26 protein-coding genes and 1 tRNA gene are annotated in these 24,499 nt (G+C 70.1%); 7 read left to right on the forward strand and 20 right to left on the reverse strand.

What is annotated here, in order from left to right; all coding sequences use genetic code 11:
• Positions 1–22: 22 nt before the first annotated feature.
• Positions 23–1,561 (forward strand): dolichyl-phosphate-mannose--protein mannosyltransferase, encoded by a 1,539-nt coding sequence (locus ACRSBM_RS36770; RefSeq protein ID WP_434450934.1) that lies wholly within the window; start codon positions 23–25, stop codon positions 1,559–1,561.
• A gap of 82 nt (positions 1,562–1,643) precedes the next feature.
• Positions 1,644–3,770: an acyltransferase family protein gene (locus tag ACRSBM_RS36775; RefSeq protein WP_434450936.1), complete on the forward strand. Its 2,127-nt coding sequence runs from the start codon at positions 1,644–1,646 to the stop codon at positions 3,768–3,770.
• Here the strand turns inward: ACRSBM_RS36775 and ACRSBM_RS36780 are convergent.
• Both ACRSBM_RS36780 and ACRSBM_RS36785 read right to left on the reverse strand, forming a co-directional pair.
• The gene (locus tag ACRSBM_RS36780) at positions 3,757–4,416 is read right to left on the reverse strand and encodes a hypothetical protein (protein ID WP_434450938.1); all 660 of its coding nucleotides are present in this window, start codon (positions 4,414–4,416) and stop codon (positions 3,757–3,759) included. The two genes, ACRSBM_RS36775 and ACRSBM_RS36780, sit on opposite strands and share 14 nt — an antisense overlap.
• Positions 4,406–4,927: an RNA polymerase sigma factor gene (locus tag ACRSBM_RS36785; protein WP_434450940.1), complete on the reverse strand. Its 522-nt coding sequence runs from the start codon at positions 4,925–4,927 to the stop codon at positions 4,406–4,408. The genes ACRSBM_RS36780 and ACRSBM_RS36785 overlap by 11 nt, the downstream gene beginning before the upstream one ends.
• A 64-nt stretch (positions 4,928–4,991) precedes the next feature.
• Here ACRSBM_RS36785 and ACRSBM_RS36790 point away from each other — a divergent pair, with 64 nt between their 5' ends.
• Positions 4,992–5,594 carry a hypothetical protein gene (locus ACRSBM_RS36790; RefSeq protein WP_434450942.1) on the forward strand — a complete coding sequence of 201 codons (603 nt, stop codon included), beginning with the start codon at positions 4,992–4,994 and terminating at the stop codon, positions 5,592–5,594.
• Positions 5,595–5,738: 144 nt separating this feature from the next.
• Here ACRSBM_RS36790 and ACRSBM_RS36795 read toward each other — a convergent pair whose 3' ends face one another.
• The 10 genes from ACRSBM_RS36795 to ACRSBM_RS36840 all read right to left on the reverse strand — a co-directional run bounded on the left by ACRSBM_RS36795 (position 5,739) and on the right by ACRSBM_RS36840 (position 14,249).
• Positions 5,739–7,724 (reverse strand): protein kinase domain-containing protein, encoded by a 1,986-nt coding sequence (locus ACRSBM_RS36795; protein WP_434450944.1) that lies wholly within the window; start codon positions 7,722–7,724, stop codon positions 5,739–5,741.
• Positions 7,725–8,013: 289 nt separating this feature from the next.
• On the reverse strand, positions 8,014–8,568 hold the full coding sequence (locus ACRSBM_RS36800; protein ID WP_434450946.1) for a hypothetical protein: 555 nt from the start codon (positions 8,566–8,568) through the stop codon (positions 8,014–8,016).
• An 87-nt stretch (positions 8,569–8,655) separates the two neighbouring features.
• Positions 8,656–9,024 (reverse strand): cupin domain-containing protein, encoded by a 369-nt coding sequence (locus ACRSBM_RS36805; protein WP_434450948.1) that lies wholly within the window; start codon positions 9,022–9,024, stop codon positions 8,656–8,658.
• A gap of 91 nt (positions 9,025–9,115) precedes the next feature.
• A complete protein-coding gene (locus ACRSBM_RS36810) occupies positions 9,116–9,439 on the reverse strand; it encodes a hypothetical protein (RefSeq protein ID WP_434450949.1) in 324 nt (107 codons plus the stop codon).
• A complete protein-coding gene (locus ACRSBM_RS36815) occupies positions 9,405–9,920 on the reverse strand; it encodes an excalibur calcium-binding domain-containing protein (protein WP_434450950.1) in 516 nt (171 codons plus the stop codon). Before ACRSBM_RS36815 ends, ACRSBM_RS36810 begins: the two co-directional genes overlap by 35 nt.
• 550 nt (positions 9,921–10,470) lie before the next feature.
• A tRNA-Ala gene (locus tag ACRSBM_RS36820) sits at positions 10,471–10,543 on the reverse strand.
• Positions 10,544–10,601: 58 nt separating this feature from the next.
• Entirely contained in the window at positions 10,602–11,318 is a 717-nt protein-coding gene (sepX, locus tag ACRSBM_RS36825; protein WP_434450952.1) for a divisome protein SepX/GlpR, read from the reverse strand.
• Positions 11,319–11,473: 155 nt separating this feature from the next.
• Positions 11,474–12,127, reverse strand: a complete 654-nt coding sequence (locus ACRSBM_RS36830) for a GNAT family N-acetyltransferase (protein ID WP_434450954.1) — start codon at positions 12,125–12,127, stop codon at positions 11,474–11,476.
• Positions 12,124–13,347, reverse strand: a complete 1,224-nt coding sequence (gene glp / locus ACRSBM_RS36835) for a molybdotransferase-like divisome protein Glp (protein WP_434450956.1) — start codon at positions 13,345–13,347, stop codon at positions 12,124–12,126. The genes ACRSBM_RS36830 and glp overlap by 4 nt, the downstream gene beginning before the upstream one ends.
• Positions 13,348–13,364: 17 nt before the next feature.
• Positions 13,365–14,249: a UTP--glucose-1-phosphate uridylyltransferase gene (locus ACRSBM_RS36840; protein ID WP_434450958.1), complete on the reverse strand. Its 885-nt coding sequence runs from the start codon at positions 14,247–14,249 to the stop codon at positions 13,365–13,367.
• A gap of 38 nt (positions 14,250–14,287) precedes the next feature.
• Between ACRSBM_RS36840 and ACRSBM_RS36845 the strand changes: the two genes are divergently transcribed.
• The 4 genes from ACRSBM_RS36845 (at position 14,288) to mscL (ending at position 16,312) form a co-directional block, all read left to right on the forward strand.
• Positions 14,288–14,854: a 5-formyltetrahydrofolate cyclo-ligase gene (locus ACRSBM_RS36845; protein WP_434450960.1), complete on the forward strand. Its 567-nt coding sequence runs from the start codon at positions 14,288–14,290 to the stop codon at positions 14,852–14,854.
• Between the two features lie 93 nt (positions 14,855–14,947).
• The gene (locus tag ACRSBM_RS36850; protein ID WP_434450962.1) at positions 14,948–15,244 is read left to right on the forward strand and encodes an FmdB family zinc ribbon protein; all 297 of its coding nucleotides are present in this window, start codon (positions 14,948–14,950) and stop codon (positions 15,242–15,244) included.
• A gap of 70 nt (positions 15,245–15,314) precedes the next feature.
• The gene (locus ACRSBM_RS36855) at positions 15,315–15,869 is read left to right on the forward strand and encodes an SAF domain-containing protein (protein ID WP_434450964.1); all 555 of its coding nucleotides are present in this window, start codon (positions 15,315–15,317) and stop codon (positions 15,867–15,869) included.
• The gene (gene mscL, locus ACRSBM_RS36860; RefSeq protein WP_434450966.1) at positions 15,869–16,312 is read left to right on the forward strand and encodes a large-conductance mechanosensitive channel protein MscL; all 444 of its coding nucleotides are present in this window, start codon (positions 15,869–15,871) and stop codon (positions 16,310–16,312) included. Before ACRSBM_RS36855 ends, mscL begins: the two co-directional genes overlap by 1 nt.
• 289 nt (positions 16,313–16,601) lie before the next feature.
• Here the strand turns inward: mscL and ACRSBM_RS36865 are convergent, their stop codons facing one another.
• From ACRSBM_RS36865 to ACRSBM_RS36900, 8 genes are all read right to left on the reverse strand, one after another.
• Complete coding sequence (locus ACRSBM_RS36865; RefSeq protein WP_434450968.1) at positions 16,602–16,793, reverse strand: hypothetical protein; 192 nt, start codon at positions 16,791–16,793, stop codon at positions 16,602–16,604.
• Complete coding sequence (locus ACRSBM_RS36870) at positions 16,780–17,280, reverse strand: MogA/MoaB family molybdenum cofactor biosynthesis protein (protein WP_045311897.1); 501 nt, start codon at positions 17,278–17,280, stop codon at positions 16,780–16,782. The genes ACRSBM_RS36865 and ACRSBM_RS36870 overlap by 14 nt, the downstream gene beginning before the upstream one ends.
• 4 nt (positions 17,281–17,284) lie before the next feature.
• Positions 17,285–18,199, reverse strand: coding sequence for a sensor histidine kinase (locus ACRSBM_RS36875; protein WP_434450970.1), 915 nt, complete (start codon positions 18,197–18,199; stop codon positions 17,285–17,287).
• On the reverse strand, positions 18,184–18,870 hold the full coding sequence (locus ACRSBM_RS36880; RefSeq protein ID WP_434450972.1) for a response regulator transcription factor: 687 nt from the start codon (positions 18,868–18,870) through the stop codon (positions 18,184–18,186). Before ACRSBM_RS36880 ends, ACRSBM_RS36875 begins: the two co-directional genes overlap by 16 nt.
• 166 nt (positions 18,871–19,036) lie before the next feature.
• Entirely contained in the window at positions 19,037–20,560 is a 1,524-nt protein-coding gene (locus ACRSBM_RS36885; protein WP_434450974.1) for a trypsin-like peptidase domain-containing protein, read from the reverse strand.
• Between the two features lie 51 nt (positions 20,561–20,611).
• Positions 20,612–21,700 carry a galactose-1-phosphate uridylyltransferase gene (gene galT, locus ACRSBM_RS36890; protein WP_434450976.1) on the reverse strand — a complete coding sequence of 363 codons (1,089 nt, stop codon included), beginning with the start codon at positions 21,698–21,700 and terminating at the stop codon, positions 20,612–20,614.
• Positions 21,697–22,494: a DeoR/GlpR family DNA-binding transcription regulator gene (locus tag ACRSBM_RS36895; RefSeq protein ID WP_090097308.1), complete on the reverse strand. Its 798-nt coding sequence runs from the start codon at positions 22,492–22,494 to the stop codon at positions 21,697–21,699. The genes galT and ACRSBM_RS36895 overlap by 4 nt, the downstream gene beginning before the upstream one ends.
• 1 nt (position 22,495) lies before the next feature.
• The gene (locus tag ACRSBM_RS36900; protein ID WP_434450979.1) at positions 22,496–24,478 is read right to left on the reverse strand and encodes a beta-galactosidase; all 1,983 of its coding nucleotides are present in this window, start codon (positions 24,476–24,478) and stop codon (positions 22,496–22,498) included.
• Between the last annotated feature and the right edge of the window lie 21 nt (positions 24,479–24,499).

Below are 24,499 nucleotides of genomic sequence, written 5' to 3' on the forward strand. Positions count from 1 at the left end.
GCTTCACCCTACGATCGGCGGCGTGACAGTCCTCGTGCAGCCAGGAGAGGCGCCCGTCGTCGTCGAGGAGCCGCGCACGGATCGTGCGGCGGCACTCGACCCGCCGCCGTCCGGAGACCGCATGCGCGGCTGGCTCGTCACGATCGTCGTGACGCTGATCGGCGCCGTCGTGCGGTTCTGGAACGTCGGTTATCCGACGGACAAGGGCACGCCGATCTTCGACGAGAAGCACTACGTGCCGCAGACGGCACAGGTGCTGCGCAACGGCGGCTACGAGGACAACCCGGGCTACGAGCTGATCGTCCACCCGCCGCTCGCGAAGCAGCTGATGGCGATCGGCCAGGAGCTCTTCGGCTACGACGGCCTCGGCTGGCGGTTCGCCTCGGCGCTCGCGGGCGCGATCACGATCCTGCTGATCGTCCGGATCGCGCGCCGCCTGACCCGCTCGGACCTGCTCGGGGCGCTGGCCGGCGTGCTGCTCATCGCGGACGGCGTCTCGCACGTCCAGTCGCGGATGGGCATGCTCGACATCTTCCTGGCGCTGTTCGTCGTGGCCGCGTTCGGCTGCCTGGTCGTCGACCGCGAACAGATGCGGGCACGACTCGCCGTGGCCGTGCGCGAGGGGTTCATCAACAACTCGGCGTTCGGCCCGTGGATCGGCTTCCGCTGGTGGCGTGCCGGTGCGGGCGTGATGCTCGGCATGGCGTGCGGCATCAAGTGGTCGGGCGTCTGGTACATCGCGGCGTTCGGTCTGCTGACGGTCATCTGGAGCGCGCTGGCGCGGCGGGCCGCGGGCGTCGAGGAGCCGTGGCTGGGCGCGCTCGCGAAGGACGTGCTGCCGTCGCTGGGCGGCCTCGTCGCGATCCCGGTGCTCGTCTACGTCGCGACGTGGTTCCCGTGGATGGCCAGCGAGACCGGCATCGACCGGCACGTCGTCGGGGGCAAGGTCAAGGACATCGCGTACATCCCGGACGTCCTGCAGTCGCTCTGGTACAACGCGAAGAACGTCTACAAGTTCCACGTCGAGCTGGTCACCTCGGACACCAACCGGCACCCGTGGGAGTCGAAGCCGTGGACGTGGCCGATGGGCCTGCGTCCGATGCTCTACTACTACGACAACTCCGTCACGGGCTGCGGCGCGGCGTCGTGCCTCGGCGCGATCATGCTCATCGGCACGCCCGCGATGTGGTGGCTCGCGTTCCCGGTCATCGGCTGGGCGATCTTCCGCACCATCGGCCGGATGGACTGGCGCTACGCCGGCGTCCTGGTCGGCTACGCGGCGGGCCTGCTGCCGTGGTTCCTCAACCTCGACCGCCAGATGTACTTCTTCTACGTCACGCCGATGGCGCCGTTCCTGGTGCTGCTGATCGTGCTGGCGCTGGGCGAGATCCTCGGGCGCAGGACCGCCGGTTCCGAGCGCCGGGGCACCGGACTGCTGGTCGTGGCGCTGTACGTGGGCATCGTGGTGGCGAACTTCGTGTGGCTCTGGCCGATCCTGAACGGCAACCCGATCACACCGGAGATGTGGCAGCAGCAGCTCTGGCTGCCCAGCTGGCGGTAGTTCGTGCTTCACCACATTGGGCCTTTCGGCGGGGCACGCTGAGTTACGATCCTCTTGTCCTGACGGGGGGATCGACCGAGGCATGAGCACTATCGTCCAGTCACGCGTCGCGCAGGCGAAACGACTGTTCAGCGCGAACAACCGGACCCCCAGATCCCCCGGTTTCCGCACGGACGTCCAGGCTCTGCGCGCGGTCGCGGTGCTCGCCGTCGTGGTGAACCACTTCTGGCCGAACGCGATGACCGGCGGTTACGTCGGTGTCGACGTCTTCTTCGTCATCTCCGGCTACCTGATCACCTCGCACCTCGGCCGCGAGATCGCCAGGACCGGCAGGATCGGGTTCGCCACGTTCTACGCGCGGCGCGTCCGGCGGCTGATGCCCGCGGCGTTGCTCGTGCTGGCCGTGACGGTGCTCGTCGCGGGCGTGCTGCTGCCGTACCCGCGGTGGACGGCGACGGCGTGGGAGACCTTCGCGTCCGCGTTCTACTGGGAGAACTGGCTGCTCGCCGCGAAGTCGGTGAACTACTCCGCGGCGAACGAGGCCGCGAGCGTGGTCCAGCACTACTGGTCGCTGTCGGTCGAGGAGCAGTTCTACCTGCTCTGGCCGCTGCTGCTGGTCGGCCTGGTCGCGCTGGGCGGCAACCGGCGCTGGCTCGTGCCCGGCGTCGCGGGGCTCGGCGTGATCTCGCTGGTCTTCAGCGTCGTCTACACGACCCTCTCCCCCAACGAGGCGTACTTCAACACCCTGGCCAGGGTATGGGAGTTCGCGCTGGGAGCCATGGTGGCGCTGCTCGCCGCCAAGCTGGTGCTGCCCCGCGTCGCCGCCGAGGTGGCGTCCGGCGTGGGCTTCGCGATGATCCTCGTGTCGGCGTTCCTCTACGACCACACGACACCGTTCCCCAGCGTCCCCGCGCTGGTGCCCACGGCCGGCACCGCGCTGGTGATCATCTCCGGCCTGCGTCCCGGCAAGCAGTGGCACACCCTCGTGACGGCGTCGCCGCCCGTGCAGTTCGTCGGCAACATCAGCTATTCGCTGTACCTGTGGCACTGGCCGATCGTCATCCTCGCGCCGTTCGCGCTGACCGGCGCGTTGGACAAGGGTGAGCTCACGACGTCGTGGCTGCTGTGGCTGCTGGCGCTGTCGTTCGCGCTGGCGTGGCTGACGAAGGTGCTCGTGGAGGACCGCGCGCGGACGTTCGCCCCGTTGGTGCGCAGCACGAGGATGACGTTCGCGGCCCTGCTCGCCGGCGTGCTGGTCGTCGAGGTGCTCGCCGGCGGCCTGCAGTCCCTCTACTACCAGCAGGTCGCGCTGGCCGAGCAGAACGTGCAGGCGGGCAAGGGCAGCGACTGCCACGGCGCCGGCGCCATGATCGGCTCGAACGGCTGCCCCGACCCGTTCGGCCCGGCCCGCGTCCCGGAGATGGGCCCGGCGAACGAGTACTGGCGGCTCGCGCCGGAGTGCCGGGAGACCGACTACTTCAAGGTCGACGACAAGGCCACGGTCAAGGTGTGCGACTTCAGCGGCGACGGCGAGCCGACCCAGACCGTCTGGCTGCTCGGCGACTCGCACGCCGAGCAGTGGCAGCCCCCGGTCTTCGAGGTGGCGCGCAAGGAGAAGTGGCTGCTCAAGATCGGCATCCTGGGCGGCTGCCCGTTCGCGGACGTCGAGTTCACCGGCTACCGCAGCCCGGCGGGCCCGCGTGACATCCTGCGCTGCCGCGACTGGACCGAGCAGATGAACCCCGTGATCGCCAACGACAAGCCGTCGATGGTGCTGATGTCGTTCTTCTCGCGCCAGGAGTTCGTCGACGACGGCAGCGGCCGCAGCCAGACCGAGCAGTACCGTTCGGGCATCGAGCCGTGGTGGCAGAAGTGGACCGAGAACGGCACGCGCGTGTTCGTGTTCGCGGACCCGCCCTACAACCGGGACGTGCGCTCGACCAGCTGCGTGCTGCTGAACCGGTCGAACCCGCAGGCGTGCGCGATCCCCCGCGACCGGGCCCAGCCGCCCGACCCGCTGGGCGAGGTCGTGAAGTCGACACGCAACCCTCGGGTGTCGTTGATCGACCTGACCGACTACTTCTGCGACCAGAAACTCTGCTACGGCGTGATCGGGAACGTGGCCGTCTACTACGACGGCGACCACGTCAACAGCGAGTACAGCCGCACGCTGACGCCGATGGTCGAGAAGGCGCTCAGCTCTCGCTGATCTCCAGCGCCCGTTCCCTCGTCAGCTCGCCCTCGAGCCGCAGGGTCACCTGACCTCGTTGCCAGATCAGGGTTTGCGCGGCACCTCGCGGTTCCTCGTGGTGCCACTCGCCGTCGCGGTCGATGTAGAAGAACGGGTGCGGGTACGGGATCCAGATCCGGTCGCCGATCTGCTCGATGCCCTCGCCGTGGACGAGCTTGCCGATCGTCGAGGAGATCGTGCCGTCGAACTGGTCGAGCCTGAGGTCGCCGTAGTGCAGCGTGACGAACCGTCCTTCGTGGACGGTGATCTTGTCCGGCCTGCCGAGCTGCCGCGGGAGGTGGATCTCGAACGGCATCCGGGCCTTCGCCTCGTCGAGCGACACCTCCTGGCTGGGCAGCGGGGGCGCGATGCTCCCCGGTGGTTCGGTGCGGAACTCGACGCCGGCGAACTCCAGCAGGTTCTGCACGCCCGCCCGCACCGCCGGTGACACCGCGAAGGCGATCGCGAAGGCGGTGATGGCGGCCGTGAGTGCCACCAGCCACCGGTTTCGCCTGCGCGGGGCGTTGATCCGCGTGAGCACGCTCGCGCTCAGGTCGGGCGGCTCCGGCACGCGGATCCGCTGGCCGAGGTCGCGGAGGGCGGCCTCGACGTCGTCATCTCTCACGGGCCACCTCCTCCAGCATCGGGCGCAGCTTCGCGAGCGCGCGGGACAGCCGTGACTTCACGGTTCCCTTGGCCAGGTTCAGGGTCTGCGCGGTCTCGGCCTCGCTCAGGTCCAGCAGGTACCGGCACGTGACGACCTGCCGGTCGTGCTCTGGCAGGTTCCGCAGCGCCCGCAGCAGCTTCGCGCGGGAGTCGTCCACCGACGAACCGGGGTCGTCGTAGTCGACGGTCTCCGTCATGGTGGCGACCCTGAGCTCCATCAGGTTGCGCCGCCGTCTGCCGCGGTGCAGGTTCTTGGTCTCGTTGGCCACGATCTTGAGCAGCCACGGCCGGAAGTCGGCGTCCTTCCTGAAGGTGCCGAGCTTCCGGTACGCCTTCACGAACGCCTCCTGCACCACGTCGCCGGCGTCCGCACCCGCCCCGAGCAGGTAGGCCGTCCGGTGCGCGAGCGCGGTGTACCGGGCGACCAGCTCGCCGTAGGCCGCCTGGTCACCTGCGATCGCCCGTGCCACCGCTTCGTCCGTGATGCCCTTCCTACACCGGGAACCCCACATCGGTTCCCGGTGTAGTCGCGCCATGAGGATTTTTCTGTTGATGTGCGCGTTCCTGCTGATCAGCGCACCTTCCGCGGTCGCGGGCGGCTGGGCGGTCACGTACGTGGACCCGGTGCCGTCGATCCAGCCCTCCGTCACGCACACCGTCGGCTACTGGGTGCTGCAACACGGCACCCATCCGTTCTCCGGCGACCTCGGCCGGACCGGGCTGCGCTTCCAGTCCGGGCCGGACTCGCGGGAGTTCACCGGCGTGCCGCTCGCTGAGCCGGCGCACTACGCCGTGACGTTCGCGCTGCCTGCCGGCACCTACGAGGTGTTCGCCGTGCAGGGGATGTTCCAGGACCACCCGCTCGGCACGCTGACCGTGCCGGGAACGTTGCTGGTGAAGCCGGTCGACCCGCAGATGGTGCAGCACACCGTGGAGGGCCCGTCGCCGTGGCGGGAGATCGCACCGCCGCTGGGCGCGCCTCGGGTGTCCGCGCCTCCGGCGCCGGCCGCCGCCGTTGCTCCGGACGAGCCTTCGGGAGAGCCGTCGCCCGTGTGGGTCGTCGGGCTGGTGGTCGTGGGTGCGGCGGGGGTGTTCGTGCTGCTGCGCAAGCGGTTGCGGCCGGTTTCGCGAAGGTGAGTGGTGAGGCGATCGGCGGAAACCGCCCCACTACTCTTCGCTGGGCATCCCGTGAGATGCCTTGGCTTTCTCGGGTGAACCACGGCTTAGGTCGTTGAACGGTGAACCACCGTTACGGACCGGTTCGACGTTCACCCGGATCGCCTACATCGGCATGTGCCTCGTCGGCGGGGGCGTCGGCTTGCTGATCATCTTGGTGACCGGGCCCTCCTTGCTCATCCCCTGCTGGTCGAGGAACTGCGCGAGCTGTCCCCGCACCTGCGCCAGCGTCGGGCGGCGGCCCGGTTCCGGGTCCATCGCCGCGAGCAGCAGCCGGGCGTGCGCGCTGTTCTGCGGCAGCTTGGTGATCGGTTCGCCCTGGGCGGCGGCCATCAGCGAGGAGATCGGGTTCTCGCGGGAGCCGCGCGGCGGGTGGCCGGTCAGGGCGTAGGACACCGTCGCCGCCAGCTGCCAGGAGTCGGACGCCGGGGACGCCGCTTCGCCGCGGGCCGTTTCCGGGGCGAGGAAGTCCGGGGTGCCGACCATCATGCCGGTGGCGGTGAGGGTGCTGTCGCCCTTGGAGCGGGCGATGCCGAAGTCGATCAGGTGCGCGGTGCCCTGGGTGTCGACGATCACGTTGGACGGCTTCACGTCGCGGTGCAGGACGCCGCGGTCGTGGGCCGCGGCCAGCGCGTCCGCCATGTTCAGCCACAGGCGGGCGGCGAGCTTGTCGTCGATCAGGCCGTTCTTCAGCACCGTCTCGGACAGCGACGCGCCCTCGATGAACTCCATCACCAGGGCCAGGCCGTCCGGGTCCTGCACGATGTCGAACACCCGCACGCAGTTCGGGTGCCGGACCGCGGCCAGCGCGCGGGCCTCACGCAGCATGCGCGCCTCGGTCTCGTTGTCCGGGGCGTGCGCGAGCTTCACTGCGACGGTGCGGTCGAGCTGCTCGTCGACGGCCAGCCAGACCGTGCCGAAGCCGCCGGAGCCGAGCTGGCGGACGCGGCGGAACCTGCCGTTGCCGGGGTTCCAGACCTTGCCCGACTTCTGCACCGGCGCGGGGGCGTCGGCGTTCGCCGCACCCGGTCCGAACGGCAGCGGGCCCGGCGTGTCCGCGAGCACCGCCGGGTTGGACGGCTGCGGGGGTGCCGGCTGCGGCAGCACCTCGGCGACGCGGGTCGGCGGGTACTGCTTCGGCGGCGGCTGGTTCTGGGGGTGGTTCTGCGGCTGCGGATGGGTCACCGGGCGCATCGGCCGGTTCATCGGCGCCGGCTGGTACTTCGGCGCCTGCGCCGGCTGGTACGGCGGCGGGTTGTGGGGTGAATGCTGGGACGAACCCTGGGGCAGCTGGTGCTGGGCGGCCGTGATCGGCTTGGTCGGCGCCTTCTTCTGCGGGTTCTGCGGCAACTCGGGCTGGGGCGTGCGCGCCACCGGCTGCGGTGGCGGCGAGTTCTGCGAGTTCCGGTCGGCGGACCGGTCGCGGCCGGGGCGGTTCAGCATGGCGGTAGTCAACCCGAAAATTCGCACGACGAGTGACCCGATTACCGCAATCGGCAGAAACCCGAGGAGTACATGGCCGACCAGCGTCACGGGGAACGCCGACGTCGTCACGAGCAGTACCAGGAACATCGGCCAGAACACCCGGCGCGGCCAGTTCGGCCCGAGCCGGAACGCCGAGCCCGACTGCAGCATCACGAACAGCAGGCACAGCAGCGCCAGCACGACGGTGACGCAGGCGGCGATCAGGAACAGGATGTCGCCCAACGGCTGGCGCGCCACGCCGATGATCGACGGCGCGCCGTCCACCAGGTAGCTGCCCTGCGTGAACGTCCCGAAGCAGGTGGCTCCGTCCAGCGACAGGGACCCGGTGATGGTGCGCCTGGACAGCCCCTGGACCGTGCCGCGCATGACCAGCCACGGCAGCACGAGGCAGCTGGCGACGCCGAGCACGGTGAAGATCGCGCCCGTCGCCGGACCGTAGGTGTTGCCGACGACCCGGCGCACCGCGATGGACAGCAGCGCCCCGATCGTGGGGAACAACCCGAGCACCGCGCCGAGCGCCGTGGTGGTCCACACCCAGTCACCGGGGCAGACACTCGCGCCGACGAAGCCGTGCAGCCACGTGAGCAAGGCCTCCGCGAGCCCCACGACGTACACCACCCCTTCCGAGATCACCCCCAGCCTAGGCGCCCTGTCAGCCTACGGTGCGTGATTGGTCTGCGGTTGATGCCACAGCAACCCTTTCCTTGATCACCGCGTTGTACCTCCGTCTCACCACGCGCTGGACCGTTGCTCCTAGGACGTCGCGGCGGGCGGCTCTGTTGACGTGGTGTCACCACGGTTGCGCGATTCGTTACGAAAGGCAGCACGGGGCGACGGCGGTCCGAGCGCGGGACGAAGGGCGGGAACTCCGCCCTTTTGATCGACGCGGTGCGTCTCAGCCGGCGTGCACGACGTGGTCGGACCAGGTCCGCGAGCTGCCCTGCCCAGCCGATCCGCTGGACACCTGCACAGCCGGATCGGGGGCGGCCGGAAGGTCGCCGAGGCCCGCCACGAACTCGACGGTCCACAGGTGCCGCGCTGCCGGGTCCTTCTCCTCGAAGGAGTCACCGGAGCCGTAGGTGGCGACGCGGGCGTCCTGGTCGCCGTACATCTCGACGGTGATCTGGGAGCCGAGCCGGCCCTTCTCACCGGGCGCGCAGGCCAGCTCCAGGCGGGCACGGACCCATTGCGGCACGGCGGCGGGGTCCGCTTCGACTTCGGACGAGACCGCGGTGCAGGAGGTGCCGTGGGCGCGGGTGACGAGGGCGGCCCGGAAGACGACGAGCTCACCGGCCGTGCAGCCGGTGAGAACGCGTGCTTCGACAGCTGTCTCCGTGCCGGAGACGACAGGACGGGCGGCCGCGCACCTGGCGGCAGGGGCCTCGGTCGACGCCGCTGCACCGCTGGAGGTGACGGCCACGAGTAATAACGCGGCGACCACAGATCTCATGGGAGAAAACTATTTGCCGACGCCGCGTTGCTCACCGAACTTCACCCCATAGATGGGTGAGCGCGATGTCTCCTTCCGAGACCCAGCTCAGTGGTCGCCGTGGTCGTGGTCATGCTCGGCCGCGAACGGCTGGTAGATGTAGAACATCGTGACCGGCGCATCGCCCGCGACGGTCTCGTGGTCGACACCCGGCGGCACGAACGCGTACGAGCCCGCCGACGCCTCAACGCCCCCAATACTCACCGTGCCGTCGATGACCCACGTGTGCTGCGTCGCCGACGGGTGGTTGTGCCCGCCATCGCGCGCGCCCGGCGCCATCTGGATCAGGCCGACGATCGTGTCGCCGTCGGGGGACTTCCACAGGAGCTTGTTCTGCAGCCGTTCGTCACCGTGCAACGGGAACGACTTCATCTGCGCCAGCGCCTCCGGCGGGATGACGGTGACTCTGTCGGGCAACGACTCGCTCATTGGGTTCGGCGCCTCTCGAATTGCCTGCGGGATGGCGAAAGGCTAACCGTGCGCCTGTCACCCCGCGAGAGTGTGATCGTCACGAACGGCCCCGAACCCAGTGGCGGGCTGCCGAGATCGTGCCCGCGTGGCCGAGCCCGGTGGTGTCGACGACCGTCGAACTGTGCGGCGGCGGGACTTCCGCTCGGGCGAGCGCGACGTTGATGGTCAGGTGCTTGGCGATGTTGCGGATGGCGGAGTCCGCACCGGCGCGAGCGCGGATCCGTCGTTCCAGTTCGTCCGACGCGCAGGTCAGGACGAGGAAGTGCACGCCGGAAAGCCGGGGAACGGTGCGGCCGTCGGTCAGCCTGCACCTGGCCTCTCGCGTCTCATTCGCACGCGACGCCGTCCTTGTCGCGGTCAAGCGCCGCACGATAACCGGGCTGTCCGGCGTAGAGCGGTGCCGCACCAGCCGCCTTGGCCGCCGCGCAGTTCGCGTAGTACGCGGATGCCGGCGGTTCGGGTGCGGGCGCCGGCTGAGGTTGCGGCACAACGGGCTGCGGCACAACGGGCTGCGGCGCGACCGGCGGCGCGGGCTTCACGTCGAGCCCACCGCACGACGGACCCCAGAACCCGAGCCCCGTCTGCTTGGCGACCGCCTCCGCCTGTGTGATCACGGTGTCCGCCCCCGCCACCGCCCGGGCAACACCCTTGCTCGCCGCGAGAACCGCGTAGTCCACGCCGTCGGCGAGCAACAGTTGCGATCCCACAGCCCTGACCGGCTTGCCCACCAATGTCTTCGTCGCGAACTCGACCGCTGACGCCGCCCAGCACTCACCGGGCTGGGCGAGTCCCGCCAGCACCAGCTTGGTGCCGTTCGACAGGGTCACCGTACGACCGTCCACAACGGACTCCACAGTCACCGACGGAGGCGCCGTGGTGGTGGTCGTCGTCGTTGTGGTCGCGAACGAAGAGGCCGCAACAGGCGAGGGTTGCTGCCCGCACCCCAGCGACGATCATCGGCAGAAACGCGACCGCACCAACGAGTACGGCGGTACGGGAGTTCTTCGACAGTTGTCGCCAGTGCACGAGTGCGGTCCTGGCAGTCACATCGCGGAGCCCCCAGCACGGTGTTACCTGCGTCACTCGGACGGCCCATCAGCGGTCTACAGAGGACAGACGACAAGAGAGCCGGTGGTCGCGACGACCACCGGCTCTCTTGTCACGTGAAGCGGACGCCACAGCACGCAAACCCGGCCCACCGGGCAACCCCCCGAGAACCGTGGACCTCACTACACAGCAGGAAAATTCTGGGGAAGGCCGCGATGCCGAAGGCGAGCCGGCTGGGGTCCGGGGCGGAGCCCCGGCTGGGGTCTGGGGGCTCGGCCCCCAGAAAACACCTCGGGCCGAGAAGATCTGCGCTTTCTGCAGATACTTCTCGGCCCGAGGAACGAGTGGAGCTGAGGGGAATCGAACCCCTGACCTTCTCGATGCGAACGAGACGCGCTACCAACTGTGCTACAGCCCCTTGCGGTGTTACGCGAGAACTATAGCAGTGCCGAAAGGGGATGTTTCACCACCCCCTCCTAAGCCCCGACAGCACCTCGGTACCGCAGCGACTCCAGTCCGTCCAACTCGACGAAGACCGGGTCCTCGTCGTCGGAGTCGACCGGAATGGTGCCCGGACGCACGTGGTGTTCGTAGCGCGGCAACGGAGGCAGCGCGGGCCTGTCCTCGACGACCTCGACCTGGGTGGTCTCGGCCTCCTCGGCGACCTGCGCGGGCTCGGCGACGGCGGCCGGGGGCTCCTGCTGCTGTTGCGGGCCCGTCGCGCGGCGGCGGCGCACCTGCTGCAGGCGGGCGAGCCGGCGCGCGCGGATCTCCTCCTCGATCCGCACCTGCCGGCGCAGGTAGGTGAGGTAGCCCACGAGCACGAGGTCTAGGGCGCCGTGGCCGTACCAGAGCTTCGTGTAGAACACGCCGGCCGCGATTCCCGTCGCGACGGCGGCGACCAGCAGGAACGCCACCACCCTGCGGCGGAACGCGTACTTCGCCTGCGCCACCAGCGCGGCGCTCTCCGGGTCGTAGCCACCACGGCCGCGCCGGAACGGGCGTTCGACGTACTCCTCCTCGTCGAAGTAGTCGTCGTCGATGTCGTGGATGTCGTCGTACTCGGCGTCGGGCATGGCGTCGTACTCCTCCCCCACGCTGCGCGCACTCTCCTGGCGCTTGCGGGCCATCATGGGGACGAGGACGACCAGCCATGCGACGACCAGCGCAACGATGATCAGCGAACTCGGCATTCCCCGTTCACCTCCCCCGGCCCACGCGTGGTGCTCTCACCACGCTAGTCACAACAGTCACACCTGTCTCGGAGGCTCGCCGAGTGCGGTGCGTACGAAAGTGTGGTGTATCACCCACTTTTGGGTGAAGCGATTAGGGCGAACGGAAGCAACCGTCAGGGAAGACGGGCCTCTCCGCGAGCGACCAAACGGCGCACTAGGCCGTCCGGGAGATCTTCGACTGTCAGCGCGAAGCAGAGGTGGTCACGCCACTGGCCGGCAACATCCAGATAACGCTTGAACAGACCTTCCTCGCGGTAGCCGGACTTCGCGAGGACGCGGATCGAGGCGGCGTTCTCCGGCCGGACCGTGGCTTCGAGGCGGTGCAGCCCGGCGCCGCGGAAGGCGTGGTCGGTGAGCAACGCCACAGCGGCCGTCGCGACGCCGCCGCCCGCGCGGTCGGCGGCCACCCAGTAACCGATCCAGCCGGACCTCAGCGAGCCGCGCACGATGTTGCCGACGGTGATCTGACCTGCGACTTCACCGTCGACCAGGATCATGAACGGCAAGTGGACGCCGCGCCGGGCCATGGCGCGCAACGACGACCACTGCGCGAGCCAGGACATCGTCGCGTTGCGCTCGTCCCAGCCCTCCTGCGCCGTGGGTTCCCACTGCTCCAGGTAGGCGCGGTCGCGGATCCGCAGCCGTGACCACTTCGAGCCGTCGAAGAGCCGTGGGCCTCGCAGCTCGACGATTCCCGCGCGCACCTGGAGGGGCCCCAGCCGGACCGGCCAGCCGGGGTGCCTACCGAGATCGGCGAAAACGCTCATCCACGCTGCGCTAGGAAGCTGACCAGCACCTCTTCGCCGACGGAGACCTCTGTGACGTCCTCGTCGACCATGACCAGGCAGTTGGCCTCGGCCAGTGACGCGAGTAGGTGCGACCCGGACGTGCCGAGCGGCTGCACCAGGTACTCGCCGTTGTCCGCGTCGCGCAGCAGCTGGCCGCGCAGGAAGCCCTTGCGGCCCTTCGTCGACTGCAGCGGTGACAACAGGCGTGCCGAGACCGCGCGGCGGTACGGGTTCTTCTTGCCGAGCGCGGCCCTGATCAGTGGCCTGACCAGCACCTCGAACACGACCAGCGCGCTCATCGGGTTCGCGGGCAGCAGGAACGTCGGCACGGCGTCCGGGCCGAGCCGCCCGAAGCCCTGCGCGGAGCCGGGGTGCATGGCGACGCGGGTGACGTCCATGTCGCCGAGCTCCGCGAGCGCCGCCCTGACCTCGTCGCCGACCGTGCCGCCCACGCCGCCGGCGATGACGACGATCTCGGAGAGCAGCAGCCGTCCCTCGACGACCTCGCGCAGCCGGCGCGGGTCGGCCGACATGATGCCGACGCGGCTGACCTCGGCTCCCGCGTCGCGTGCGGCGGCAGCCAGTGCGTACGAGTTCACGTCGTAGACCTGGCCCTGGCCGGGCGTGCGGTCGACGTCGACGAGCTCCTCGCCGAGCGAGATCACGGACACGCGCGGACGTGGGTGCACGAGCACCTTGTTGCGTCCGACAGCGGCCAGCAGACCCACCTGAGCAGCGCCGATGGACGCACCGCGGCGAACGGCGACGTCACCGGTCTGCACGTCCTCGCCGGTGCGGCGGACGAACCCGGCGGACGGCACGCTGCGGCTGACCGTCACCTTGGCCTGGTGGCCGTCGGTGTAGCCGAGCGGCACGACCGCGTCCGCCAGCGTCGGCAGTGGGGCGCCGGTCGCGATCCGCACGGCCTGGCCGGGCTGCAGCCGGCGCGGCTGACGGGAGCCGGCCGGGATCTCGCCCACGACCGGCAGCTGCACGGGGCTCGCGTTCGCGCCGGACACGTCGACGCTGCGCACCGCGTAGCCGTCCACGGCGGCCTGGTCGAAGCCGGGCAACGCGCGTTCCGCGACGACCTCCTCGGCGCAGAGCAGGCCCTGCGACTCCGAGATCGCCACCCGCACGGGCGCGGGCCGCACCGCGGCCGCGATCACCCGAGCGAGCTGCTCGTCCACTGACCTCATCTGATTGGTCCTCGCGCTCAGGAGTTGTCGAGGCGTTCCCGCAACCACTCGCGCAGATCGGGTCCGTACTCCGGGGTGTTGAGTGCGAAGTCAACCGCAGCCCGCAGGAATCCGGCGGGATTGCCGAGATCGTGTCGCCCGCCGCGGTGGACGACGACGTGCACGGGGTGACCCTCGTTGATCAGCAGCGCGATGGCGTCGGTGAGCTGCAGCTCGCCACCGGCGCCGGGGGTGATGCGCTTCAGGGCGTCGAAGATCGCCCGGTCGAGGAGGTAGCGCCCGGCGGCGGCGAACGTCGACGGGGCGTCCTCGGGCTTCGGCTTCTCGACCATGCCGACGACCTGCTTGACGTCGTCGTTGCCGGTGTCGCGGACGTCGAACACGCCGTAGGCGGAGATCTGCTCGCGCGGGATGTCGAACGCCAGCAGGACGCTGCCGCCCTTCTCCTCGCGGACCGCGGCCATCTTCCTGAGCGCGTCGGCGGGCAGGATGATGTCGTCGGGCAGCAGCACCGCGACGGCCTCGTCCTCACCCGTCAGGTTGCCCTCGGCGCAGCCGACGGCGTGCCCCAGGCCGAGCGCCTGTTCCTGGATCGCCGTCTCGGCCTTGATCAGCTTGGGAGCGCGCTGGATCTTCTCGACCAGGTCGGCCTTGCCGCGGTCGGCCAGCGTCTGCTCGAGCTCGGGGTTCGCGTCGAAGTAGTTCGCGACCGACGCCTTCTCCGGCGACGTCACGATGACCAGCCTCGTCGCCCCCGCGTCCGCCGCCTCCCTCGCCACGTACTCGATGGCCGGCGTGTCGACCAGCGGCAGCAGTTCCTTCGGCACGGCCTTGGTCGTGGGGAGGAAACGGGTGCCCAGACCGGCCGCGGGCACGATAGCGGTGTGGAAGGCGCTGCTCATGAGCTGCGATGCTAACGACATACCGAGGGATACCCGCCATGACCTCCAATCTTCGTGACCGGAAGGCCACACTGCGTTCACGGTTGCTGGCGTCGCGGCGATCGCTCCCGGCCGAGGTTCGCGCGGCCGAGGCCGCCGCGCTGGCCGCGCACGTGGCCGCCCTGGACGTGACGGCCGACCAGACGGTGTGCGCGTTCCTGCCGGTCGGTTCGGAACCCGGCGACGCGTCGTGGCTCGACGGCCTGCGCTGCCGGGTGCTGCTGCCGATCGTGACGGGCGACTCGCCGCTGGACTGGGCGGTCCACACCGGACCCACCGGGCTCGCACCCGCCGCGTTCCGGCTGCTGGAGCCCACCGGGCCCCGGCTCGGCTCCTCGGCGATCGCTACAGCCTCGCTGGTGCTCGTGCCGGCGCTCGCGGTGTCGGTGGACGGGGTGCGCATCGGCAAGGGGCAGGGGCACTACGATCGCTCGTTGCCGCTGGTCACAGCGCCGTTGGTGGCGGTCGTGCGGGATTGCGAAGTGCTGTCCGAGGTGCCCGCGGAGCCACATGACGTGCGGATGAACGGCGTGCTGACCCCGTCGGCGGGGCTGCGGTGGCTGTGACTTGTCCCGGGATGTTTGCGCTCCGGGAAGGTCCTGAGCGAAAATCGTGTTGGCACTCACAACGATCGAGTGCCAGATCTAGGAGCGAACCCAGTGCCTACGTACCAGTACGCCTGCACCGCGTGTGAGCACCGGTTCGAGGCTGTGCAGTCGTTCAGCGACGCCTCCCTCGCCGAGTGCCCCGAGTGCTCGGGCAAGCTGCGCAAGCTGTTCGGCGCCGTTGGTGTCGTGTTCAAGGGCAGCGGTTTCTACCGCACGGACAGCCGTTCGGGCTCTTCCACGAGCACGACGGCGGCGTCTTCCACGACGTCCACGACGCCTTCGACTTCTTCGTCGTCCTCAACGGAATCGAAGCCTTCGACGAGTGCTCCGGCGGCCGCGGCCTCCTGAAGATCGCGAGTTGTCCACAACTTGCCGCTGAGCCCGTTCTCATGCCCCCGCCCGTCCTACGGTCGGGGGCATGACCCTTTCCACCACCGCTTTCGACCGGATCCGCTCGCTGGCCCGCCGCCGCCCTTCTGCCTGGTGGCGCCGGTCGCTGGCCCTGGGGCTCGCGGTGCTGGCCCTGGTGACGGCCTTCTGGCCGGACGTGGGCCATCCCGCTGTCACGGCCGCGCGGGATCTGCCCGCCGGAGTGCCGCTCACGGCTGATGACGTCAGAGTCGTGTCGTTGCCCGCGCCCTTGCCGGGGTCGTTCGGCGGCGCCGATGCCGTGGTGGGCCGCGCGTTGACATCGCCGGCGCGAGCGGGCGTCCCGTTGACCGACTTCGACCTCGCCGGCGTGCCGGGAGACCTGGCCTCGGTGGCCGTGCGGGTGGCTGACCAGGGGCTCGCCGACCTGGTGCGGGTCGGCGGCCGGGTCGACGTGGTGTCGTCGGCGGGCGAGGTGCTCGCGGAGAACGCGTCGGTGCGGGAGACGCGCGGGCAGGTGGTCCTGGTCACGTTGCCGAGACGTGACGCGACTCGGGTGGCTGCGCTGTCACTGGATCACGGGTTAGCCGTTACTCTCCGCTGATGCTGAAGGGATTCAAAGACTTCCTCCTGCGCGGAAACGTCGTCGACCTGGCTGTGGCCGTGGTCATCGGCACGGCGTTCACCGCGATCGTCACCGCGTTCACCACGAGCCTCATCAGGCCACTGATCGCTTCTCTGGGCAGCGCCGAGACCAAGGGCCTCGGCATCCAGCTCCGAGAGGGCAAGGAGGACACGTACCTCGACTTCAGCAACATCATCAACGCCGCGATCAACTTCCTGATCGTCGCCGCTGTCGTCTACTTCGTCCTGGTGCTGCCGATCAAGAAGATCCAGGAGCGCCGCAAGAGGGGCGAGGAGGCCGGCCCGGCGGAGCCGACGAACGTCGAGCTGCTGATCGAGATCCGCGACCTGCTCAAGGCCCAGCAGGGCCAGCAGGCCCAGCCGCAGACCACGGTGACCGACCGCCGCGATCCGGCGATCTGATCACCCCCGTCCCCCCGCCGGGACGAAGCGCGCGCCCCTCGCTACAGCGTGGCCCCGCGCTTTGTCCTGGCTCGGCGGATGCAGGCGCATGCCTTCGTCGCCGAGGCTGATCAGGCCCTTCCGGGCCGCCTGCGGTGTCCGCACCGCGTGACCGGCGGACCTGGGCTCGGGCAGCCGTGGGTGACAGGACGTTTCACGCCCCTCCAACACGACAGGTGGCTCGGCCGTGGCCCGCGCGGACCACGGCACCAAGCCGTGCACTCGGCCGCGCGCCGCGCGTCACGGCCCGTCAGCCCCCGTGGTGCGGCGGCCTGTTCTCGCGGTACCAGGCCTCGCGGTCGTCCGGGGAGGCCCCGCCGCCGCGCTCGTCCGACGTCGTCTCCGGGAGCACGTCGCCGAACACCTCGGCCAACCGGCGACGACGCGCGACGGTGTCGTCGGCGTCGTCGTCGGCCGGCTGGGGTGGGTCACTCTTCGTCAAGGCCGCTCAGCTGCTCGATCACGTAGGGCACCAACGCCGACAGGGTCGCCATGCCGTCGCGGACCGCGGAGCGTGAGCCCGCGAGGTTCACGACGAGCGTGCTGCCGGAGACGCCGACGAGGCCGCGCGAGATGCCCGCGTCGACCGCACCGGCGGCCAGTCCCGACGCACGGAGTGCCTCGGCGATGCCGTGGATCGGGCGGTCGAGCACGCCCTGCGTGGCGTCGGGGGTGACGTCGCGCGGGGACACGCCTGTACCGCCCACGGTGACCACGAGGTCGACGCCGCCGATGACGGCCGTGTTGAGCGCGGCCCGGATGTCGACCACCTCGCCCTCGACCGCGACGGTGCCATCGACGATGAAGCCCGCTTCTTCCAGAAGTTCGGTGACGAGAGGCCCGGAGTTGTCGTCCTGCTCGCCGTGCGCCACCCGGTCGTCCACGATCACGACCAAAGCGCGGCCAAGGCGCTGCGCGCTGCGTTCCATACGATCACCGTAGCGGGAGTCGGACTTCGAAGCGGCAGCCAGGACCGTGGTTCTGGGCACCGATCCGTCCCTGGTGCGCCTCGACGAGCCCTCGCGCGATGGAAAGCCCCAGCCCGGCGCCGGTGGGGTTGCGGGAAGCGCTCCCGCGGAATCCGACGTCGAACACCAGTGGCAGCACGTCATCGGGTATGCCGCCGCACGCGTCGTCCACCCGCACGACCGCTTCGGCTCCGTCCACATCGACCTGGACGGCCACCGCTCCGCCCTCCGGTGTGTGCCGGATGGCGTTGGACACAAGGTTGCGCACGACACGCATCAGTTCCGGATCCGACCCGCGCACGACGGGCCACTGACGAGCGTCCGCGCGCAACTGGACGCCCTTGCGCTGGGCCACTGGCCGGGACGCGGCGACGATGTCGCTCACCACGTCCGCCAGCCGCACGTCGTGCATCGACAGGTTCAGCGCGCCGGCGGTGATCCGGGAGAGCTGGAACAGGTCGTCCACCAGCTTCGACAGGTGATCGGCCTCCAGGGCGATCTGCTTGGCGTAGACGGCGACCTCGCCCGGATCGGAGACGACGCCGTCCTCCAGCGCCTCGGTCATCGCCCGGATGCCGGCCAGCGGCGTCCGCAGGTCGTGGCTGATCCACGCCACCAGCTGCCGCCGCGCCGCCTCGGCCTCGCGTTCCCACACGCTGCGCCGCGCGATCGCCCGGCCCAGCATGATCGAGAACGGCACCGTGACCACGGCGACCAGCCCGCACACGACCAGGGCGGCCGTCAGCATCGGCGTGAACATGAACCCGCTGACGATGAGCACGCCGCCGATGGTCGCCACCACCGGCACGATGACCATGACGGTCATCGCGGTGGTCAGCGACACCGAGCTCAGTCTGCCCGGGATCATGCGACCGACCATCGGTCGTACCGGTAGCCGACGCCCCACACCGTGCTCAGGCGCTGCGGTTTCGCCGGGTCCGCCTCGATCTTCTCCCGCAACCGTCGCACGTGGACGGTCACGGTCGACTGGTCGCCGAACTGCCAGCCCCACACCCGTTCCAGCAGCTCGGTACGCCCGAACGCCTTGCCCGCGTTCGCGATGAAGAACGCCAGCAGGTCGAACTCGCGCGTGGTCAGCTGCAGCGGCTGCCCGTCCAGCGTCGCGGTGTGCGCGGCCACGTCCAGCACCAGGTTCCCGTCGCGCACGACCCGCGGCTCGAACGCCCGATGAGCCCGCCGCAGCACCGACGACACGCGCAACGCCAGCTCACGCGGGCTGAAGGGCTTCGTGACGTAGTCGTCCGCGCCGATCTGCAACCCGGCGATGCGGTCCTCCTCCTCGCCGAGCGCGGTCAGCATGACCACCGGCGTGCTGCCGCGTTCCCGGATCCGCCGGCACACCTCGAGACCGTCGACACCGGGCAGCATCAGGTCTAGCACCACGATGTCGGGCTCGTGGGTGGCCATCAGCCGCAACGCCTGCTCCCCGTCACCGGCGAGCTCGACGTCGTACCCGGCGTGTTCGAGGTAGCGGCGCACCACGTCCCGCACCGTCGTGTCGTCGTCGACGACCAGCACCCGTTCCACCACGTCACCACGCTAAGCCAGAAACGCCCGGCTGGCCCCCGGTCGTCACGAGGACGTAAGAAGAGGCCCGTCCCTGTGTACGGGGGGTGCGCACAGGAAACGGGCCTCTCCGGGGTCGTCGCGTCCGGTTCTGGCGGGCGGCGGATGCCAGAACCGGACGTCCCCCGACCTACCCCACCTCGACGCCGTCGAGGGTGGCTTCCACCGTCCTGTCGTCGGACAGCGTGATCGTGACCTTGTCGCCGGGTGCCTTCGACCGGACGGCGGCCACCAGCGTGTCCGACTCGTCGATCCGGCGGTCGCCGAACTCGGTGATCACGTCACCGGCCTTGAGCCCGGCCTTCTCGGCCGCGCCACCGGCGGTGACCTCGGAGATCCTGGCGCCCTGCTCGACCGACTCGACCTTCACGCCCAGGACCGTCTGCTTGGGCTTGCCGGTCTTCACGATCTCGTCGATCGTGCGGCGGGCCTGGTCCATCGGGATCGCGAAGCCGATGCCGACCGAACCGGCCTGGCCGGCCGCCGAGTTCGGGCTGTAGATCGCCGAGTTGATGCCGACGACCTGGCCCTGCATGTTCACGAGCGGTCCGCCGGAGTTGCCGGGGTTGATCGCGGCGTCGGTCTGGATGGCGTTCAGCACCGTCGCCTGCGAGTCGCGGTCGCCACCGGCGGAGACCGGGCGGTTCAGCGAGCTGACGATGCCGGACGTGACGGTGCCGGAGAGCTCGAACGGCGAGCCGATCGCGACGACACCCTGGCCGATCTTCATGTCGCCGGAGTTGCCCAGTTGCACGATCGGGAGGTTCGAGACGCCGTCGGCCTGGATGACGGCGATGTCGGAGCTCGGGTCGCGGCCGAGGATTCTGGCGGTGGCGGTCTTGCCGTCCTGGAAGACGACCTTGATCTCACCGCCGGCCGCGGCACCCTCGATGACGTGGTTGTTCGTCACGATCTGGCCGTTGCTGGAGATGACGAACCCGGAGCCCTCGCCGGCGCCGGTGCGCGTCACGACCTTGATCTGGACGACGGACGGCAGCAGCTTGTTCGCGACGTCCTCGACCGAGCCGGCCGGGGCGTTGCCGGTCTGCGCGGCCGGGCGGGGCGTGTCGAGCGAGCTCACGGACGACGAGTCGTTCGCGAAGTTGTAGCCCAGGTAGCCGCCGAGGCCACCGGAGAGCCCGCCCACGATCAGCACGAGGGCCGTGATGCCCGCCATGACCTTCCCGCGGCCACGGGATACCGGACCGGCGGGCGGGGGCTGGTGGCCGGGCGGGAGGTAGTACTGACCCGTCTGATGGCCCATCTGGGGTCCCGCGAACGGCCCGCCTGGCTGCCCCGGGGGCTGCTCCGCACCGAACTGCGCGGTGGTGGCGCCGAGGCCGAGCGGGTGAGGTTGGCCGGACCCTGACGGAGGAAGCTGCTGGCCGGGTCCGGGCCCGCCGAGCTGCGTCTGGCCCGCGTCAGGTGAGGGCACCTGCGGCTGGGCCGAAGTGAAGGAGGCGGGCACGTCACCGAGGCCCGCCGGGGCGCTGTAGGCCCCGGCCTGGCCGGATCCCCCCTGCAAAGGATCCGGCTGGCCGGGATCCGGCAGCGACGGGCCCTGCACCCGTGCGCCGGAGTCTGTCTGACCGGCGCTCGGCGGCACGGAGTCGGGCTGGTCCGGCTGCTGCGCTGGCTGGTTGCTCTCGGTCATGCCCATAGTCTCGGGTGTCGTCCTGAGAGGAGCCTTAAACCAGCCTGGGAGCTACTTGTGTGTTCCCCGGAGCCGCTCCGCGATCTGTTCCGGGGTCACGTCGTTGATCCACACGGCCTCACCGGACTCGGAGCCCGCGAGGTACTTCAGCTTGTCCTTGGTCCGCAGCACCGAGAAGACCTGCAGGTGCAGCCACATCTCCGCGCGGCCGGCGTGCACCGGTGCCTGGTGCCAGGCCGCGATGTAGGGCAGCGGCCGGTCGTACAGGGCGTCCAGGCGGTGCAGGACCTTCAGGTACAACGAGCTGAAGTCGTCACGTTCCACAGAGGACAGACCGGCCAGGTCGGCCACCTGGCGGCGCGGCGCCAGCACGACCTCGACGGGCCAGCGCGCGGCGGCGGGCACGAACGCCACCCAGTGCTCCGACTCGTCGACCACGCGCGCACCGGCGCGGAGCTCGGCCTCCAGCACGTCACCGAACAAAGGGCGACCGTGCTCCGCGTAGTAGTCCACCGCGGCGGTGAGCATCCGTTCGGTGCGAGGCGTCACGAACGGGTACGCGTAGATCTGGCCGTGCGGGTGCGAGAGCGTCACGCCGATCTCTTCGCCGCGGTTCTCGAACGGGAAGACCTGCTCGACGCCGGGCAACGCCGACAGGAAGGCGACCCGGTCCGCCCAGGCGTCCACCACGGTCCGCACGCGCGACTCGGAGAGCTCGCCGAACGACTTGTTGTGGTCGGACGTGAAGCACACGACCTCACAGCGCCCACGCCCCGGCGCGCGCACGAACAGCTCCTCACCATCCACAGTGGACGGCACGTCCGGCACGTTCTGCGCCAGCGAGGGGAACCGGTTCTCGAACACCACGACGTCGTAGACGGCCTCGGGGATCTCGGTGGGCCGGCCCGGCGTCGACGGGCACAGCGGGCAGAGATCCGCCGGCGGCTTGTACGTGCGTGTCTGACGATGGGCCGCCATGGCGACCCACTCGCGGGTCAGCGGGTCCAGCCGCACTTCGGACATCGGCTGGGTCTCCGGAAGGTCCCGGGTGTCCACCGCTACCCGCGGTGGCGCCTCAGCGCTGTCGTCGAAGTAGATGATCTCCCGGCCGTCCGCCAGCTTTCCCGCGGTACGCCTCACGCCAACTCCTCGCCACTTCCCGGTACATGAGCCAACACCAACTCGCCGACCTGCTCGCCCAGGATCGCCCGCGCGTCGTCCGGCAAACCTTCGTCCGTCACCAGGACGTGCGCCTCGTCGAGGTCCGCGATCGTGGAGATGCCCACGGTGCCCCACTTCTCGTGGTCCGCGACCACCACCACGCGTCCGGCGGCGTCGACGAGCGCGCGGTCCGTCTCGCTCTCGTTGAGGTTCGGGGTGGTGAAGCCGGAGCGTTCGGCCATGCCGTGCACGCCCAGGAACACCACGTCGAGGTGCAGCGACCGCAGCGCCTGCACGGCCACGGGGCCGACCAGCGCGTCGGACGGCGTGCGCACGCCACCGGTCAGCACGACCGTGCGGTCGGTGCGCCCGCTCTGCTGCAGGACGTCCGCGACGCGGATGGAGTTCGTGACGACGGTCAGGTCCGGGATGTCGTCGAGGAACCGCGCCAGCGTCCACGTCGTCGTGCCCGCGGACAGGCCGATGGCGGTGCCGGGACGCACGAGGCCCGCGGCGGCGGCCGCGATCGCCTCCTTCTCCGGCAGCTGGCGGACCGACTTGGCCTCGAACCCCGGCTCGTCGGTCGAGCGCCCGACGACGGACGTCGCGCCTCCGTAGACCTTCTCCACCAGGCCGCGCGCGGCGAGCACGTCGAGGTCGCGGCGCACGGTCATGTCCGAGACACCGAGGCGGACGACCAGGTCGCTCACGCGCACCGCGCCGGTCCGGCGGACCTCCTCGATGATGACCGCCTGCCGTTGACGTGCGAGCACCTCACACCTCTTCCCTGAGGACGACGACGTCCCCGGCTCGCACGGTGAGGCGTCCGGAGACCTGCGTGCCGGACAACACGTCGACACCGGACGCCTCGATCTGCGCGTCGGTGTCGGTGTGGTTGACGGCGAAAAGGAACGATACGTCGCCCTTGCGCCGCACGAGCTCGATCTCGGAACGCGACACCGCGACGCCCGCACTGGAAAGCGCGTTTTCCACCGTTCGGCCGAGACCGCTCCCGTCGAGATCGCACGCCACGTACCAGGCGACACCGTTGCCAAAGGCGTTGCGCGTCACCGCCGCCACTCCGGCCAACGGCCCGTCGGCATAGGAGACAACGGTGTCAGCGGTGCGCGTGTGCAGGTGCTCCGTCCACAACGAGGCGGTTGAGCCGTCGGTCAACGAGACGGTTTCGTCCTGCCGCAGCGGGAAGAACTCCTCCGACCACACGCCCAGCACGTCGCGGAACGCTCCGGGATAGCCACCGAGCCGCACCCGCGTGAACTCGTCGGTGACGCCGGACAGGTACGTGACCACGACATGACCGCCGCCCGCCACGTAGTCCGCGACCACGGCGGCGTGTGCGTCGGACACCGCGTAGAACGCCGGCACGACCACCAGCGAGTACGCCGAGAGGTTCGTGCCCGGTGCCACGAAGTCGACCGTCACGCCCGCCTGCCAGAGCGCCTTGTAGTAGCCCAGGACGTGCCGGTAGTGGTCGAAGTCGTTGGTCGGGTGCGCGTCCTGCCGCAGCGCCCAGCCGGACTGGAAGTCGTAGAGGATCGCGACGTTCGCGTCCACAGTGGAGCCGACGACGTCCGCCAGCCGCTGGTACTCGGCGCCGACCTCGCAGACCTCGCGGTAGACCTTCGTGTCCGTACCGGCGTGCGGGACCATCGCCGAGTGGTAGCGCTCGCTGCCGCCACGCGACTGGCGCCACTGGAAGAACAGCGTGCCGTCCGCGCCGCGGGCGATGTTCTGGAACGAGTGCCGCCGCATCTCCCCCGGCAGCTTGGCGATGTTGCGCCGCTGCCAGTTCACCGCCGACGTCGAGTTCTCCATCAGCAGCCACGGCCTGCCGCCCGCCAGGCCGCGCACGAGGTCCGCGGACATCGCGAGCTCGACGTGCCGGTCCGGCGACTGCGCCTCGGTGTAGTGGTCGTTCGACACGAAGTCGACCTCGCGGGCCCACTTCCAGTAGTCGAGGTCCCCGAACGTCCAGTTGGCCATGAAGTTCGTGGTGATCGGCACCTCGGGCGTGATCATGCGCAGCACGTCCCGCTCGGCCTTGTACAGCTCGAGGATCGCGTCGTCGGAGAACCTGTCGTAGTCCAGCACGTGCGCCGGGTTCGCGAACGTCGGCGTGACGCGCGGCGGCAGGACCTGCGCGAAGTCGGTGTAGCCCTGGCTCCAGAACGCCGTGGACCACGCGTCGTTGAGCTGGTCGAGCGTGTAGCGGCCCGCCAGCCACTCGCGGAACGACGCGGCGCAGGTGTCGCAGTAGCAGCGCTTCACGTGGCACGCGTACTCGTTGCCGACGTGCCAGGCGGCCAGCGCGGGGTGGTCGCGGTAGTGCGAGGCCATCTCGGCGGCGAGCGCCGTCGCGCGGTCGCGGTAGACGGGCGACGACGGGCAGTACGCCTGCCGCGAGCCGTGCGAGAGCCGCACACCGTCGGCGCGCACGGGCAGCATCTCGGGGTACTCGGTGGTCAGCCACGGAGGAGGCGCGGCGGTCGCGGTCGCTAGGTCGACGCGGATGCCGCCGGCGTGCAGCAGGTCCAGCACGCGGTCGAGCCAGCCGAACCGGTACTCGCCCTTGCTGACCTCGATCTTCGCCCAGCTGAAGATGCCGACGCTGACCAGGTTCACCCCGGCCCGCCGCATGAGCTCGACGTCCTCGGCCCACACGTGTTCCGGCCACTGCTCGGGGTTGTAGTCAGCCCCCCACGCGAGGCCCGGCAGGTCGGTCGGCCATGTCGTCACGGGCGCAAGCGTGGCCGACGA

This window comes from Lentzea xerophila, from assembly GCF_051094245.1.
Lineage (GTDB): Bacteria > Actinomycetota > Actinomycetes > Mycobacteriales > Pseudonocardiaceae > Lentzea > Lentzea xerophila.